The sequence below is a fragment of the Roseateles sp. P1_C6 genome (genome assembly GCF_056406315.1).
Window position 1 is genome coordinate 284,388 of sequence record NZ_JBFUAK010000008.1, and the last position, 15,821, is coordinate 300,208.

General features: G+C 68.6%; 14 protein-coding genes. 4 read left to right on the top strand and 10 right to left on the bottom strand.

Annotation, left to right across the window (positions count from 1 at the left end):
• Positions 1-2: 2 nt before the first annotated feature.
• The 4 genes from AC1D29_RS19285 to AC1D29_RS19300 form a co-directional block, all read right to left on the bottom strand.
• The gene (locus tag AC1D29_RS19285) at positions 3-431 is read right to left on the bottom strand and encodes a PaaI family thioesterase (RefSeq protein WP_477900361.1); all 429 of its coding nucleotides are present in this window, start codon (positions 429-431) and stop codon (positions 3-5) included.
• Entirely contained in the window at positions 431-1,606 is a 1,176-nt protein-coding gene (locus AC1D29_RS19290) for an acetyl-CoA C-acyltransferase (RefSeq protein WP_477900363.1), read from the bottom strand. The genes AC1D29_RS19285 and AC1D29_RS19290 overlap by 1 nt, the downstream gene beginning before the upstream one ends.
• 33 nt (positions 1,607-1,639) lie before the next feature.
• On the bottom strand, positions 1,640-3,733 hold the full coding sequence (locus AC1D29_RS19295; RefSeq protein ID WP_477900365.1) for a 3-hydroxyacyl-CoA dehydrogenase NAD-binding domain-containing protein: 2,094 nt from the start codon (positions 3,731-3,733) through the stop codon (positions 1,640-1,642).
• 133 nt (positions 3,734-3,866) lie between these two features.
• A complete protein-coding gene (locus tag AC1D29_RS19300) occupies positions 3,867-4,244 on the bottom strand; it encodes a hypothetical protein (protein ID WP_477900367.1) in 378 nt (125 codons plus the stop codon).
• Between the two features lie 155 nt (positions 4,245-4,399).
• Here AC1D29_RS19300 and AC1D29_RS19305 point away from each other — a divergent pair, with 155 nt between their 5' ends.
• The 4 genes from AC1D29_RS19305 (at position 4,400) to egtD (ending at position 9,402) form a co-directional block, all read left to right on the top strand.
• Positions 4,400-6,736 (top strand): hypothetical protein, encoded by a 2,337-nt coding sequence (locus AC1D29_RS19305; RefSeq protein WP_477900369.1) that lies wholly within the window; start codon positions 4,400-4,402, stop codon positions 6,734-6,736.
• 29 nt (positions 6,737-6,765) lie between these two features.
• On the top strand, positions 6,766-7,155 hold the full coding sequence (locus tag AC1D29_RS19310; RefSeq protein ID WP_477900371.1) for a VanZ family protein: 390 nt from the start codon (positions 6,766-6,768) through the stop codon (positions 7,153-7,155).
• A gap of 124 nt (positions 7,156-7,279) precedes the next feature.
• Complete coding sequence (gene egtB / locus AC1D29_RS19315) at positions 7,280-8,434, top strand: ergothioneine biosynthesis protein EgtB (RefSeq protein WP_477900373.1); 1,155 nt, start codon at positions 7,280-7,282, stop codon at positions 8,432-8,434.
• Entirely contained in the window at positions 8,431-9,402 is a 972-nt protein-coding gene (egtD, locus tag AC1D29_RS19320; protein ID WP_477900375.1) for an L-histidine N(alpha)-methyltransferase, read from the top strand. The genes egtB and egtD overlap by 4 nt, the downstream gene beginning before the upstream one ends.
• A gap of 10 nt (positions 9,403-9,412) precedes the next feature.
• On the opposite strand, the gene AC1D29_RS19325 is transcribed toward egtD, so the two are convergent.
• The 6 genes from AC1D29_RS19325 to urtA form a co-directional block, all read right to left on the bottom strand.
• Positions 9,413-9,961, bottom strand: coding sequence for a hypothetical protein (locus AC1D29_RS19325; RefSeq protein ID WP_477900377.1), 549 nt, complete (start codon positions 9,959-9,961; stop codon positions 9,413-9,415).
• Positions 9,962-10,185: 224 nt separating this feature from the next.
• Positions 10,186-10,878, bottom strand: coding sequence for an urea ABC transporter ATP-binding subunit UrtE (urtE, locus tag AC1D29_RS19330; protein WP_477900532.1), 693 nt, complete (start codon positions 10,876-10,878; stop codon positions 10,186-10,188).
• A 1-nt stretch (position 10,879) separates the two neighbouring features.
• A complete protein-coding gene (urtD, locus tag AC1D29_RS19335; RefSeq protein WP_477900379.1) occupies positions 10,880-11,713 on the bottom strand; it encodes an urea ABC transporter ATP-binding protein UrtD in 834 nt (277 codons plus the stop codon).
• Positions 11,710-12,756 (bottom strand): urea ABC transporter permease subunit UrtC, encoded by a 1,047-nt coding sequence (gene urtC, locus AC1D29_RS19340; RefSeq protein WP_477900381.1) that lies wholly within the window; start codon positions 12,754-12,756, stop codon positions 11,710-11,712. Before urtC ends, urtD begins: the two co-directional genes overlap by 4 nt.
• Complete coding sequence (urtB, locus tag AC1D29_RS19345) at positions 12,753-14,294, bottom strand: urea ABC transporter permease subunit UrtB (RefSeq protein WP_477900383.1); 1,542 nt, start codon at positions 14,292-14,294, stop codon at positions 12,753-12,755. The genes urtC and urtB overlap by 4 nt, the downstream gene beginning before the upstream one ends.
• Positions 14,295-14,424: 130 nt before the next feature.
• Positions 14,425-15,681, bottom strand: a complete 1,257-nt coding sequence (gene urtA, locus AC1D29_RS19350; protein ID WP_477900385.1) for an urea ABC transporter substrate-binding protein — start codon at positions 15,679-15,681, stop codon at positions 14,425-14,427.
• Between the last annotated feature and the right edge of the window lie 140 nt (positions 15,682-15,821).

The following is a 15,821-nucleotide window of genomic DNA, read 5'->3' on the forward strand; positions in this document are numbered from 1 at the left end:
GATCAGTTGTCTTGCGACAGGCGCACGATGGTGCCCTGCGCCAGCGCGCACAGCTTCTCGACGCCGTCCTTGACCGCGAACACCTCGCAGCGGCACACCGCCTGGGTCTTGCTGACGGCGTCGGCGCTGGCGCGCGCGATCAGCCGCTCGCCCACGGCCGGGCGCACGTAGTTGATCTTGAACTCGGACGTCACGACCGGCACCTGCATCGCGGTGCCGCCGGCAAAGGTCAGCGCGTTGTCGGCCAGGTAGCTGACGATGCCGCCGTGGGCAAAGCCGTTCTGCTGCAGATGCTCGGGCTTGAGCGGCAACTGCAGGTCGACCTTGCCGGGCGACAGCGCCGCCAGCTCCGCGCCGAGCAGCACGCTGAACGGCTGCTTGGCGAGGACCTCGCGGCCCATCGCCAAAAAGACCTCGGGCGACACGCTCATCAGAGCACTTCGAACACGCCCGCCGCGCCCATGCCGCCGCCGATGCACATCGTCACGCAGACGCGCTTGGCACCGCGGCGCTTGCCTTCGATGAGGGCATGACCCGTCAGGCGCTGGCCCGACACGCCGTAGGGGTGACCGACCGCAATGGCGCCGCCGTTCACGTTCAGGCGGTCCATCGGGATGCCCAGCGTGTCGGCGCAATACAGCACCTGCACGGCGAAGGCCTCGTTCAGCTCCCACAGGTCGATGTCGGCGACCGTCAGGCCCAGCTTCTTCAGCACCTTCGGGACCGCGAACACGGGGCCGATGCCCATCTCGTCGGGCTCGCAACCGGCCACCGCAAAGCCGAGGAAGCGGCCGATGGGCTTCAGGTTGTGCGTGGACGCGTACTGCTCGCTGACCAGCGCGCAGGCGCCGGCGCCGTCGCTGAACTGGCTGGCGTTGCCGGCGCTGATGACGCCGCCGGGCAACGCCGTGCGCAGGTCCTTGATGCTGTCGTAGGTGGTGCCTTCGCGCAGGCCTTCATCCGCGCTGACAGTCACTTCCTTGCTCATCAGGCCCATGACCTTGTCGGCCACGCCCATGGTGGTTGTCACCGAGATGATCTCGTCGTTGAACAGGCCGGCGGCCTGCGCCGCACAGGCCTTCTGCTGGCTGCCGGCGCCGTACTGGTCCATGCGCTCGCGCGAGATGTTGTAGCGCTTGGCCACGTTCTCGGCGGTCTGCAGCATGCTCCAGTAGATCTCGGGCTTGAGCTTGAGCAGCGACGGATCGGCCAGCATGTGTTTGTTCATTTCCTGCTGCACGCAGGAGATGCTTTCCACACCGCCGGCAACGTAGACGTCGCCTTCGCCCGCGATGATGCGTTGTGCGGCCATCGCGATGGTTTGCAGGCCGCTGGAGCAGAAGCGGTTGATGGTGACGCCGCTCACTGTCACCGGCAGGCCGGCCTTCAGCGCGATCTGGCGGGCGATGTTGGCGCCGGTGGCGCCCTCGGGGTTCGCGCAGCCCATCAGCACGTCCTCGATGGCGCCGCCATCGATGCCGGCGCGCTCGACGGCTGCCTTGACGGCATGGCCGCCCAGCGTCGCGCCATGGGTCATGTTGAACGCGCCCTTCCAGCTCTTGGTCAGCGGGGTGCGGGCGGTGGAGACGATCAGTGCGTTGCTCATGTCTTGATCCTTGTTCGGTAGGCGCTGGCGGGGTCAGGTGAAGGACTTGCCTTCAGCAACCAAGCGAGCCAGCAGCGGCGCCGGCGTCCAGAACGCGCCGTCGTCCATCGGGTTCTTGGCAAAGCGCTTCATCGCCTGCACGACGTTGAAGAGGCCCAGCGTGTCGGCGTAGCACATGGGGCCACCGCGGAAGATGGGGAAGCCGTAGCCGGTCAGGTAGACCATGTCCACGTCCGACGCGCGCTGGGCGATGCCTTCTTCCAGCAGGTGCGCCGCCTCGTTGACCAGGGCGAACACCAGGCGGTGCACGATCTCCTCATCGCTGATGTCGCGCTTCTTGGCGCCGATGGCCTCGCGGTGCTTGGCCAGCATCTCCTCGACCACCGGCGACGGGATCGCGTCGCGCTTGCCGGGCAGGTAGTCATACCATCCGGCACCGGTTTTCTGGCCGAAGCGGCCCAGCTCGCACAGGCGGTCGGCGCTGGCCGAGTACTTCATCGTCGCGCGCTCGACGGCACGACGCTTGCGGATGGCCCAGCCGATGTCGTTGCCGGCCAAGTCGCCCATGCGGAACGGGCCCATCGCAAAGCCGAACTTCTCGACGGCCTTGTCCACCTGCTGCGGCGTGCAGCCTTCATCGAGCAGGAAGCCGGCCTGGCGGCTGTACTGCTCGATCATGCGGTTGCCGATGAAGCCGTCGCAGACGCCGGACACGACGGCTGTCTTCTTGATCTTCTTGCCAATGGCCATGACCGTGGCCAGCACATCCTTGGCCGTGGCCTTGCCGCGCACGACCTCCAGCAGCTTCATCACGTTGGCCGGGCTGAAGAAGTGCATGCCCACGACGTCCTGCGGGCGCTTGGTGAACGACGCGATCTTGTCGACGTCCAGCGTCGACGTGTTGGACGCCAGGATGGCGCCGGGCTTGGCGACTTCGTCCAGCTGCTTGAAGACGGCCTCCTTGACGCCGATCTCCTCGAACACCGCCTCGATGATGAGGTCGGCGTCTCCCAGGTCGGCGTAGTTCAGCGTGGTCGACAGCAGCGCCATGCGTTGCGCGTACTTGTCTTCCTTCAGCTTGCCCTTCTTGACCTGGGACTCGTAGTTCTTCTTGATCGTGGCGATGCCGCGGTCCAGGGCTTCCTGCTTGGTCTCGAGGATGGTGACCGGGATGCCCGCGTTCAGGAAGTTCATCGAGATGCCGCCACCCATCGTGCCGGCGCCGATGACGCCGACCTTCTTGATGTCGCGCAGCGGCGTGTCTTCGGGCACGTCGGCGATCTTGCTGGCCACGCGCTCGGCGAAGAACAGGTGGCGCAGCGCCTTGGACTCGGGGGTCAGCATCAGCGCCGCGAAGCCCTCGCGCTCGGCGCGCATGCCGTCGTCGAACTTCAGTTTGACCGCACCGGCCACGGCTTCCAGGCAGCGCAGCGGCGCCGGGAAGTTCTTGCTCATGCCGCCCACCATGTTGCGAGCGAACTGGAAGTAGGCCTCGGCGTTCGGGTGGCGCGCCTTCAGGTCACGCACCTTGGGCAGCGGGCGCTTCTCGGAGACTTCTTCAGCGAACTTGACGGCCGCGGCCACCACGTCGGCATCGACGATCTTGTCGAACAGCTTCTGGCCGGGAACCATGGCCAGCATCTGCGCTTCCACCGGCTCGCCGCTGACGATCATGTTCAGTGCGGGCTCCACGCCCAGCGCGCGCGGCAGGCGCTGCGTGCCACCAGCGCCGGGCAGCAGGCCCAGCTTCACTTCCGGCAGCGCGACCTTGGTGCCGGTCTGCGCGACACGGTAGTGGCAGCCCAGCGACAGCTCCAGGCCACCGCCCATGCAGACGCTGTGGATGGCCGCGACGACCGGCTTGCTGCAGTTCTCGACAACCGAGATCAGGCTGAGCAGGTTGGGTTCGGCCAGCGCCTTGGGCGAGCCGAATTCCTTGATGTCGGCACCACCCGAGAAGGCTTTGCCGGCACCGGTGATGACCAGGGCCGTGATGGCCGGATCGGCTTCGGCGCGTTCCACACCGGCGGCGACCGCCGAGCGGGTGGCAAAACCCAGACCGTTGACCGGCGGGTTGTCGAGCGTGATCACGGCAATGGGGCCGCGAACTTCGTAATGGGCTGTCATGGGCACGACCTCGGTTGACGGGCCATAGCCGCGTCTCCTGCAGCCGGCCCAGAAATAGAACGACCGTTCGATTCTAGGCAGCGCTCGCCGCGCAGTCTTGTCCCGGCAGTGACAAGGCCGCGCTTGCCGGGCCTCAGTCCGCGCCGCGGCGCAGCACGACCGTGTCCTTGAACGCCTGCGGCTTCTCCGCGGGGGCGGGCGGCTGCATGCGTTCCTCGGCATAGCGGCGCGCCGCCTCGGCGGCATCGACCGGCGCCTCCGGCGCTGGCGCCGCGCGCGGCGCGGGCCGTACCGCCAGCTTCAGCTCATGGCATTCGCGCTGCAGCTGCTCGATCTGCTTGCGCGCCTGCGTGACCTGCTGCGCCACCAGCAGGCGGGCCTGCTCGACATGCTGCGTGCGCTGCTGCTCGCGCTTGAGGCGCTGCGACAGCCAGGCGAACACGCCTCCTGCCGCCAACAGCGAGCCCAGCAGGAAGCTGCCCACCAATTGCATCATCTGACCGCTGTCCATGTTCTCTCCCCTGACGTCGGCGTCGCACCAAATGTATCGGCGCAACGCGGGCTTGCGGCACCCTCGTCGCGCCGCCGGAGGAGGGTTTCCCAGGAGTTGCCTCCCCGCGGATATCCGCCTTGGACACGCCGCAGGCCGGGGCTAGAGTGCAGGCCATGCTGATTCCGGTCGTCTACCCGTCCCACGAACCCGCGCCGCCGCCACAGTTCACGCCGCCGCCACCGCCCCCGCCGCAGCCCGACGAGTCCGGCCCGCCGCGCCCGCCCGAGCCGCCGCCCACGGCGCCGRCACCGCCGCCCGAGGGCGACGTGCCCTGGGCCTTGTACCTGCTGCGCGTGCTGTGGCTGTGCGCCTTTCCGGTGGGCATCGTCGCCGCCGGCGTCGTCGTGCTGCTGGGGCTGGACCAGGCCCAGGAGACCTTGCTGTCGCTGGAGTCCGGCAGCGCGCAGACCGCCACGCTGGTGTTCTCGTTCGGCCTGTGGCTGCTGCTGGCCTGGTACACCAGCCGGCTGCTGCTGGACCGCCGCTTCAAGCCTGACTCGCTGGGCGAATGCGTGAACGCGCGTTTTGCGGAGCGCCTGCGCCGCTGGCTGCCGCGCGGCCTCATCCTCGGCGGCGGCCTGCCCATCGCCGCGTTCTTCCTGCTGCAGACGCGCGAGCGGCTCATCGGCGTCAGCCTGCTGGCGGTGACGGCCCTCCTCTACCTGTTCGTCTGGCGGCGGCGCGCGTGGCTGCTCAAGCTCGGCACCGGCTCCACGCTGGCGCGCTGGCTGGCACTGGACTACCGGCGCGATGTCATCGCCGCAATGGCGCGCGAAGACCGCATGAGCACTCCGTCTCGCGTGCTCGTCGTGCTCGTGATGCTGCTGCAATGGGCCGTATACGCCGCTCTGGTGGCCTGGCCCGAGGCGACCGCGCGGGCGCTGGGCTCGCCGGCGCTGGTGCTGCTGGCGATGGGCAGCTGGATCGTCTTCGGCGGCATCCTGCTGACTTATGTGCCCAAGGCCATGATCGGCTATCCGCTGACGCCGCTGCCACTGCTGCTGTTCGTCGCCTTCGCGCCGCTGAACGACAACCACCGCGTCGCCCACCCGGAGCGCAGCGCGCGCGCCGCGGTCGGCAACCGCCAGCCGGCGGATGCCTGGGTGCAGACCTGGTTGCGCACCGTGGGCGCCGACGGCAAGCGCCCGCTGGTGCTGGTCGCCTCGGCCGGCGGCGCGTCCCGCGCGGCCTACTGGAGCAGCGCGGCGCTGGCCCGCCTGCAAGACCTGGGCGAGCAGCAAGGCGTCAACTTCTCCGACTCCATCTTCACGATCAGCGGCACCTCCGGCGGAGCACTGGGCGCGGCCGCCTTCGTCGCCGCCGTCGATGCGCGCCGCCAGGCCATCGACATCACGGCATGCACGCCCTGGAAGCTGGTGCGCGACTTCACCGGCCAAGACCATCTCGCCACGCCGGTCGGCGACATGCTCTACCCCGACCTGATGCAGCGCTTCCTGCCGGTGGTCTTCCCCGGGGCCGACCGCTCGCTGGGCCTGGAGCAGGTCTGGGCGCGTGACTGGCCCAAGAGCCTGGCCCGCCAATGCCCGTCGCGCACCGCCGCCCACCCGGCACCCTGGGGCGAGGCGTTGACGGCCTTGCATGCCCGCGCCACCGACGCCGAATGGCTGCCGCTGCTGGCGTTGAACACGGCCGCCCTGGAGCGCGGCCAGCGCGTCTACCAGGCCGACTTCCTGCTGTCCGGCGGCGACGGCGTGGACTTGCTGGACCCATCGCTGGGCCTGGACGTCGACCGCATCACGCTCGCCCAGGCGGTGCACAACAGCGCCCGCTTTCCTTTCATCAGCCCGGCCGCGGCGGTTCACTTCAAGGAAGCACACCGGGACACCGAAGCCGACGACGTGGGCGAAGTGTGGGACCGCCTGGGTGACGGCGGCTACGTGGAGGCCAGCGGCACGCTGATGCTGTCGGACCTTCTGCGCGACCTCGAAGCCTCGGGCCGGCTGCGCAATTGCAAGCCCGAGGACGACTGCGCGCGCCAGGGCATCCTGGACCGCTCGCGGCTGCGCCTGCTGCTGCTGGTCAACACGCCGGCCCAGGTTGACGACTGGCTGTGCCGTGACGCGCCGCAGGCCGCCGACGCGATGCCGCTGGACGGCCGCCGCTACCGCGCCACGCACATGGGCCTGCACGAGATCGTCGCGCCGCCGCGCGGCATCCTGAACAGCAACAGCGCACGCGGCCGGGACTCGGCGATGGAACTCATCAAGCGCATCGGTGGCTGCGGCCAGGTGGCCGAGCTGCGCCTGCCGGCCGTCCAGGGCGAGCGCCCGCCGTCGATGAACTGGATGCTGAACGCCGTCTCGCGCGCGCAGATCGACGCCGCGCTGCTGGAGAAGCTGCCCATCACCGACCCCGCCGTCGGCCCGGCACAGGCGCAGTTGGCCGCGCACCTGCGCCAGGCCAAGGGGTGGATGCGCCAGATGAAGTGACACGCGGGCGGGCCACAATGCCGCCCGCCATGCCCAGCCTCCTTCTGAACCTCTGCGCCGCCCCCGAGCGCCGCCCGCTGTGGCGCGTGCTGCTCGTACTGCTGCTTGTCGCCATCACGTGGCTGGCTTTGTCGCCAGCGCCGCCCAAGACCATCAACACCGGCTGGGACAAGGCCAACCACGCCCTCGCCTTTGCGTCGCTGGCCTTCGCCAGCGTCTGGGCCTGGTGGCAACGCCCGCGCCAGTGGCTGCTGCTGGTCGCGGCACTGCTCGCCTACGGCGGCGCGATCGAGATCGCGCAGAGCTTCCTGCCGCCACGCGAGGGCGACTGGTGGGACCTGCTGGCCGACAGCGTCGGCATCGCGCTGGGCCTGCTGGTCGCCTGGCCGGTCGCCGCCTGGGCCGCGCGCCGGCCCTGAGCAGCGCGAAGCTGCGGGCTTGTCAACCCAGGGGAAGCAAAGACCCTGAGCCCGGCGCCGTCCTACAGCGAGAGTCCCTGCACTGACATACCGTTGGCAGCAGTTTGCGCTACGGTTCCGTTCCATGTTGACCGCCCCGCTGCCGGACCTCGTCCGCACCACGCGCGCCCACACGCTGGCTCTGGCCCTGCCGTTGTCGGATGAAGACGCGCAATTGCAATCCATGCCCGACGCGAGCCCGGCCAAATGGCATCTCGCGCACACGACCTGGTTCTTCGAGACCATGGTGCTGTTGCCCCATCTGCCGGGCTACTGTGTCTTCGACGAGCGTTGGCCACGGCTCTTCAACTCCTATTACGAAAGCCTGGGGCCGCGCCACGCGCGACCGCAACGCGGGCTGCTGAGCCGGCCGTCGCTGAGCGAGGTCAAGGCCTACCGCGCCCACGTCGATGCCGCGCTGGCCGACCTGCTGCCCTTCGCGCCCGAGGAGGCCCACACGCTCATCGAGCTGGGCTGCCACCACGAGCAGCAGCACCAGGAGCTGCTGCTGACCGACATCCTGCATGCCTTCTCCTGCAACCCGCTGCTGCCCGCCTATGACGCGGGCGCGCCGCTCGCCGCCCAGGCACCGGCCCAGGCCTGGCTGAAGCACCCTGGCGGCATCGTCGACATCGGCCACGGCGGCGCGAGCTTCGCCTTCGACAACGAAGGCCCGCGGCACCAGGCGCTGCTGGCCCCCTTCGAGATCAGCAACCGCCTGGTGACCTGCGGCGAGTACGCCGATTTCATCGACGCCGGTGGCTACCGCGAACCGCTGCTGTGGCTGTCCGACGGCTGGGCGGCCGTGCAAGCCCAAGGCTGGCAGCGTCCGGCCTACTGGCTCGACGACGGCCGCGTGTTCGGGCTGCACGGCGCACAGCCGCTGGACCCGCATGCACCCGTCACGCAGCTGAGTTTCTACGAGGCCTGCGCGTTTGCCGAATGGGCCGGCGCGCGGCTGCCGACGGAGTTCGAGTGGGAGGCCGCGAGCGCACTGCAAGGCTTCGCACCGGCCGCCGACCAAGCCTGGCAGTGGACGCGTTCCAGCTACGCCCCCTACCCCGGCTTCAAGCCAGCAGCGGGCGCGGTGGGTGAATACAACGGCAAGTTCATGGTCGGCCAGCAGGTGCTGCGCGGCGGCAGTCTCGCGACGCCCCTCGGCCATGCACGGCCCAGTTATCGCAATTTCTTTCCGCCAGCGGCGCGCTGGCAGTTCAGTGGAGTGAGGCTCGCAAGATGAAACCCGGAATCGATTGGCGCCAGCCTCGGGCGGCGGCGGAGAACGAACAGTTCGCGGCCGACCTGCATGCGGCGCTGCGCAGCACGCCCAAGGCGATCTCGCCCAAGTACTTTTACGACGAAGCCGGCTCGCGGCTGTTCGAACGCATCTGTGACCTGCCCGAGTACTACCCGACGCGCACCGAGCTGTCGCTGCTGCAGACGCACGCCGCCGACATGGCCGCGCAGTTCGGCCCGCAGGTTCAGCTCGTCGAGTACGGCGCCGGTGCGCTGCGCAAGGTCAGGCTGTTGTTGGACGCGATGCCGCGCGACGGCGTGCAATTCGTGCCGGTCGACATCTCCGGCCCTCACCTGCTCGCTGCCTGCGACGGTCTTGCGGCCGACTACGCCGGCCTCGCGATCCAGCCGCTGGTGGCAGACTTCACGCAGCCCCACGAGCTGCCCCCCTGCCCCGACGGCGCGCGTCGCGTCGGCTTCTTTCCCGGTTCCAGCATCGGCAACTTCAGCCCCGACGAAGCCGGCGCCTTCCTGCGCATGGCCGCGGCCGAGCTGGCGGGCGGCGGCCTGCTCATCGGCATCGATCTGGTCAAGGAGGCCGCGGTGCTTCATGCCGCCTACAACGACGCCGCCGGTGTGACGGCGGCGTTCAACCTGAATCTGCTGGCCCGCGCCCGCCGCGAGCTGGGCGCTGAGTTTCCGCACGACGGCTTCGAGCATGCCGCGCACTTCAACCCGCAGCATTCGCGCATCGAGATGCATCTGCGCGCCCGCCGCGCGCTGCAGCTGCAGGTCGGCGGCGAGATCTATGCGTTCGAGGCCGGCGAGACCCTGCACACCGAGAACTCGCACAAGTACACCGTCGAGGGCTTCCAGGCCCAGGCTGCGCGCGCCGGCCTGAAGCCGGGGCGGGTGTGGACCGACCCGCAGCATTGGTTCGCCCTGCTGTGGTTCGACGCCCCGGGGCACTGAACCGCCCGCCTCAGTGCAACGGCGGCGGCCCCTGGCTTTCGGAAGCCGGCGGGGTGTCGTGGCTGAGGTTCCATTCACGCGCCAGCTGCTCGAAATCAGCCTCCCCCAGCTCGGAGACTTCGACGTGGTCCGCGGCATCGCGCATCGGCACGGTGTCGCCCTGATCGCGCGACTCGAGTGCCGCTTCAGGCAAGTGGGCATTCAGCTGGCGCAAATGATCCAGCAGCGCGGCCAGAGCCGGTGCGTCGAGCGCAGCCACGGCACGCCCCTGGGCCAGTGCCTTGCGGATCAGCTCCGGCGGCAGCACGGCCAGGCCCGGCCAGCCCTTGAGGACGAGCTGGTCGTGCACGCGGACCAGATGCGGCATGGTCGACGCCGCGTCGGGGTGGGCCATCAGCGCGATCTCGAGTTCTGCGCTCACCTGGGCACTGCTGGCGGGGTCAGCCGCCCCTCGCTGGCGCCGCCGTTCAACCCAGACCAGGTGCGGCACGCCCTTCGCCCAACGCAGGCTGAAGGGTCGCCCGATCAGGCCACGCAGCCACAGGACGCCGGCGCGCAAGGACCCATCGCGTGCGCAGCGGCGCTCCTTGGGCGCGAAGGGCCGCCGGCCGGGCGAGGAACTGGACTGGGCTTGACGGCGCATGGGCGCTCTGACTGAGTCCCGCCGCCGCACCGAGGCGGGTGCATCGGTGTGGGCGGGTCTCTGGAGAGGCCCGATTCTGGGCGCCTGGTGAGGCGACCGATACCCGGCGAACTAGGGGCCGCCCCCCCGGGCGACCGGCCTCAGATGGCCAGCCTCTCCCGCACCCCATCCGCCGCCATGTCCTTGCCGCGCCCGCGCATGACGATCTCGCCGCGCTGCATCAGCAAATACTGGTCGGCCAGCTCCTCGGCGAAGTCATAGAACTGCTCCACCAGCACCACCGACAAGCCCTTGTCGTGGGCCAGGTGCTTGATGACACGGCCGATGTCCTGGATGACGTTGGGCTGGATGCCCTCGGTCGGCTCGTCCAGCAGCAGCACCTTCGGGCCCGGCGCCAGCGCGCGGGCGATGGCGAGCTGCTGCTGCTGGCCGCCCGACAGGTCGCCGCCGCGGCGTGAGCGCATCTTGGCGAGCACGGGGAACAGCTCGAACAACTCCACCGGCAGTGGTGTGCCGGCGGGCTGGCTGCTGAGGCCCATCTGCAGGTTCTCGATGACCGACAGCCGGCCGAAGATCTCGCGGCCCTGAGGCACGTAGCCCAGGCCGGCACGCACGCGCTGATGCGTCTTCAGCTTGTTGATGGGCTCGCCAGCCAATGTGATGCTGCCGGACGTGACGGGCACGACGCCCATCAGGCTCTTCAGCAGCGTCGTCTTGCCAACGCCGTTGCGGCCCAGCACGACGGTGATCTCGCCGGGCTTCAGGTCGAAGCTCAGACCACGCAGGATGTGAGAGCCGCCGTAGTGCTTGTGCAGGTCCTGGACCTTCAAGATGTCATCGGCCAAGGTACACCTCGATCACTTTCTCGTCGGACTGCACGGCGGCCATCGTGCCTTCGGCCAAGGTCTTGCCTTCGTGCAGCACGGTGACTGTGCGATGCGCGCCGGCCAGCGTGCCAACGAAATTCATGTCGTGCTCGACGACCACGAGCGAGTGCTTGCCTTCCAGGCTCAGGAACAGCTCGGCCGTGCGCTCGGTCTCCTCGTCGGTCATGCCGGCGACGGGCTCGTCCAGCAGCAGCAGCTTGGGGTCTTGCGCCAGTAGCATGCCGATCTCCAGCCACTGCTTCTGGCCGTGGCTCAGCAGGCCGGCGACGCGCTCGCGCTCCTCGGTGAGATGCACAGTCTTGAGCAACTCATCCAGTTGGTCGCGCTGCTCGCCGCTGAGCTTGGCGCGCATCGCAAAGCGCGCACGGCGGTCCCCCGCCAACGCCAGCTCCAGGTTCTCGGTGACCGACAGCGCCTCGAACACCGTCGGCTTCTGGAACTTGCGGCCGATGCCCGCGCGCGCGATCTGCTGCTCGCTCATCTGGCGCAGGTCGAGGTTGCTGCCGAAGAAGATGCGCCCGCTGTCGGGCCGGGTCTTGCCGGTGAGGCAGTCCATCGTCGTCGTCTTGCCGGCGCCGTTGGGGCCGATGACGCAGCGCAGCTCGCCCACACCGACGGTGAACGACAGGCCACCCAGCGCCTGGAAGCCGTCGAACGCGACTTTGAGGTCTTCGACATACAGCGCCACGCCCTGGTTGAACACCGGGCCGTCGTCGGTGACGACACGCGTCAACGATCGCGAGCGCGCCTCGGCGCCGGCTTCAAGGAGTTCCGGCGTCATTTCTTGAACCTCCGGGCCAGGCCCATCAGGCCTTGCGGCAGGAACAGCGTCACCGCGATGAACAGCGCGCCCAGCACATAGAGCCAGCCCTCGGGCCACACGGCCGTGAAGACCGACTTGGTGCCGTTGACGAAGAAGGCGCCCAGCACCGGCCCGATCAAGGTGCCTCGGCCACCCACCGCGGCCCAAATGGCCATCTCGATGCTGGCCGCCGGGCTCATCTCGCCGGGGTTGATGATGCCGACCTGGGGCACGTAGAGGATGCCGGCCAGCGCGCACATCAACGCGGAGATGACGTAGGCGCTGAGCTTGAACGCGACCGGGTCGTAGCCGAGGAAGCGCACGCGGCCTTCGGCGTCGCGGATGGCCTGCAGGATGCGGCCCCAGCGGCTTTGCGTCAGCGCGCGGGCGACCAGGTAACAGGCGATCAGCGCGACGCCGCTCGCCACGCACAGGCCCACTTTCATGCCGGGCGTGTTCAGCGGCAGGCCGGCCAGGCGCTTGAAGTCGGTGAAGCCGTTGTTGCCGCCAAAGCCCGTCTCGTTGCGGAAGAACAGCAGCATGGCCGCCACCGTCAGCGCCTGCGTGATGATGGAGAAGTACACGCCCTGGATGCGCGAACGGAACGCGAAGTAGCCGAACACCGCAGCCAGCAGGCCCGGCACCGCCAGCGCCAGGAAGAGCTGGCCCACGAGCGAGTCGCTGAGCATCCAGTGCCAGGGCAGCTCCTTCCAGTTCAGGAAGACCATGAAGTCCGGCAGGTCCGACTGGTACTGACCTTCGCGGCCGATCTGGCGCATCAGGTACATGCCCATGCCATAGCCGCCGAGGGCAAAGAAAAGCCCGTGGCCCAGCGACAGGATGCCGCCGAAGCCCCAGATCAGATCGAGCGCCAGCGCACAGATGGCAAAGCACAGGAACTTGCCGAGCAGGCCCACGTAGAACTCGCTGAGGTGCACCGCATGGCCGGGCGGGAAGGCCAGGTGCAAGAAGGGCACGAGCAGCGTCAGCACCGCCACTGCGATGAGCAATGTCTTCTTCATTCGACCGACCTGCCCTTCAGTGCGAACAGGCCTTGCGGCTTCTTCTGGATGACCAGCACGAGCAGCATCAACAGCGCGATCTTGGCGAGCACCGCGCCCTGCCAGCCCTCCAGCAGCTTGGACAGCACGCCCAGCCCCAGCCCGGCGTAGACGGTGCCGGCCAGCTGCCCGACGCCGCCCAGCACGACCACCATGAAGGCGTCGACGATGTAGCTCTGGCCCAGGTCGGGGCCGACGTTGCCGATCTGGCTCAGCGCGCAGCCGGCCAGGCCGGCGATGCCCGAACCCAGCGCGAAGGCCAGCGTGTCGACCTTGGCCGTGTTGACGCCCACGCAGGCGGCCATGCGGCGGTTCTGCGTGACGCCGCGCACCATCAGGCCCAGCCGCGTCTTGGCCAGCAGCAGCGCCATGCCCACCAGCACCAGCGCGGCAAAGCCCAGGATGGCCAGGCGGTTGTAGGGCAGCGTCAGGTTGGGCAGCAGCGCCCAGCCGCCGGACAGCCACGTCGGGTTCTCCACCGCCACGTTCTGCGCGCCGAACAGCGTGCGCACGGCCTGCATCAGCACCAGGGAAATGCCCCAGGTGGCCAGCAGCGTCTCCAGCGGCCGGCCGTAGAGCCAGCGGATGACGGTGCGCTCCATCGCGGCGCCGACCAGCGCCGCGGCCAGGAAGCTGGCCGGCAGCGCCAGCCACAGGTAGTAGTCGAAGGCAGCCGGCAGCCAGGCGCGAAAGCCTTGCTGGATGCAGTAGGTCGCGTACGCGCCCACCATCAGCAGCTCGCCATGCGCCATGTTGATGACGCCCATCAGGCCGTAGGTGATGGCCAGGCCCAGCGCGACCAGCAGCAGCACCGAGCCCAGGCTCAGGCCCGAGAACAGCAGTTGCGCGCGCTCACCCCAGGCCAGGCGGTCGCCAATGGCGTCGATGGCGTTCTTCATCGCCGCCTTGGTGGCGCCGTCGGTCTCGCTGCTCAGCCGCTCCAGCAGCAAGGCCCGCGTCGCCGGATCGGCGCTGCCGGCCAATTCGAGCGCCGCGGCACGGCGCTGCGCTGCGTCGGTGGACGACAACTTGGCGCCGGCCACCAGCGCACCCAGGTTGGTCTTCAGCTCGGCATCGGTCTCCGCCGCCAGCGCCTTCTCCAGCAGCGGCAGCTTGGACGCATCCGCATCGTCCCGCAGCGTCGCCAGCGCCTTGGCGCGCGTCGCGCGGTCGGCGGACAACAGGTCCAGCCCCGCCAGCGCCGAGTCGATCTCGCGGCGCATGCGGTTGTTCAGCATCGGCTCCTCGGTATCGGCCGGCGCGCTGGCGCCCTCGGCGAGGACGATGGCCTGGCCACCCTTGAGCCGCACGCGGCCGTCCTGCAAGGCACGCAGGAACGGCCCGAGCGACACATCGCCGGCAGCCAGCGCCTGCTGCAGCGCGGCGACGCGCTCATCGCCCTCACCCGCCGCGATGCGTGTTGCCAGCTCGGGCGACAGCGCCCAGGCCGAGCAGCTCAGCACCGCCAGCAGCCAACCCAAAACAAGTCGTTTGATCATGAAGATCCAAGCGAACACAGAAGTGCCGCGCCAAGCGCGCACGTCCCTCAAGCAGCCGCCGTGGAACTGGCTTTGCCAGGCCACTGGCGGCGCCCCCTTGGGGGAAGCGCCGCAGGCGCCTCGGGGGGTCTTATTTAGCGGGCTCGTCCTTCTTGCCCTTGTTCTCGGGGATGTACGGGCTCCACGGCTGGGCCTTGACCGGGCCGGGCGTCTTCCACACCACGTTGAACTGGCCGTCACCCTTGACCTCGCCGATGAAGACCGACTTGTGCAGATGGTGGTTCTTCTCGTCCATCTTGGACGTGATGCCCGACGGTGCCGTGAAGGTCTGGCCGGCCATCGCGGCGATGACCTTGTCGGTGTCCGTGCTCTTGGCCTTGGTCACCGCCTGCGCCCACATGTTGATACCGATGTAGGTGGCTTCCATCGGGTCGTTGGTCAGCGGCTTGTCCTTGTGGCCGGCAATGCCCTTGGCCTTGGCGTAGTCGCTCCACTTCTTGATGAAGGCGTCGTTCGCGGGCGCCTTGATGGACATGAAGTAGTTCCACGCGGCCAGGTGGCCTTGCAGCGGCTTGGTGTCCACGCCGCGCAGCTCTTCCTCACCGACGGAGAAGGCCACCACCGGCACGTCCGTCGCCTTCAGGCCCTGGTTGCCCAGTTCCTTGTAGAAGGGCACGTTGGAGTCGCCGTTGATCGTCGAGATCACGGCCGTCTTCTTGCCCTCGGCGGCGAACTTCTTGATCTTGGCAATGATGCTCTGGTAGTCCGCATGACCGAAGGGGGTGTAGTCCTCCATGATGTCGGTCTCGGGGATGCCCTTGCTCTTCAGGAAGGCGCGCAGGATCTTGTTGGTCGTGCGCGGGTAGACGTAGTCGGTGCCCAGCAGCACGAAGCGCTTGGCGCCGCCGCCGTCCTTGCTCATCAGGTATTCCACCGCGGGAATGGCCTGCTGGTTGGGCGCGGCACCCGTGTAGAACACGTTCTTGCTCAGCTCTTCACCCTCGTATTGCACCGGGTAGAACAGCAGCGAGTTGGTCTGCTCGAACACCGGCAGCACCGACTTGCGGCTCACCGAGGTCCAGCAGCCGAACACGACGGCGACCTTGTCCTGCGAGATGAGCTGCTTGGCCTTCTCGGCGAACAGCGGCCAGTTGGAGGCCGGGTCCACCACGACGGGCTCCAGCTTTTTGCCCAGCAGACCGCCCTTGGCGTTGATCTCGTCGATGGCCATCAGCACGGTGTCCTTCAACACCGTCTCGGAAATGGCCATGGTGCCCGACAGCGAATGCAGCACGCCGACCCTGATGGTGTCGGCGGCATGGGCGGCGGGAGTGAGGAGAGCGGCGGCGGCGGAAGCGGCCAGGGCCAGGGCGGAACGGCGAAGCATCGAGAGTCCTCCAGAGGGGTTTTGGGGATGAAGTTCGGTAGCCGATGGCACCGTCCGCAAGGCCCGTGCCAGCTCGTGAACTTCTTCACGCCCCAGGTCGGCCCGCGCCCAAACCCTGTTCTGGTGCGGCTCGCACCGTT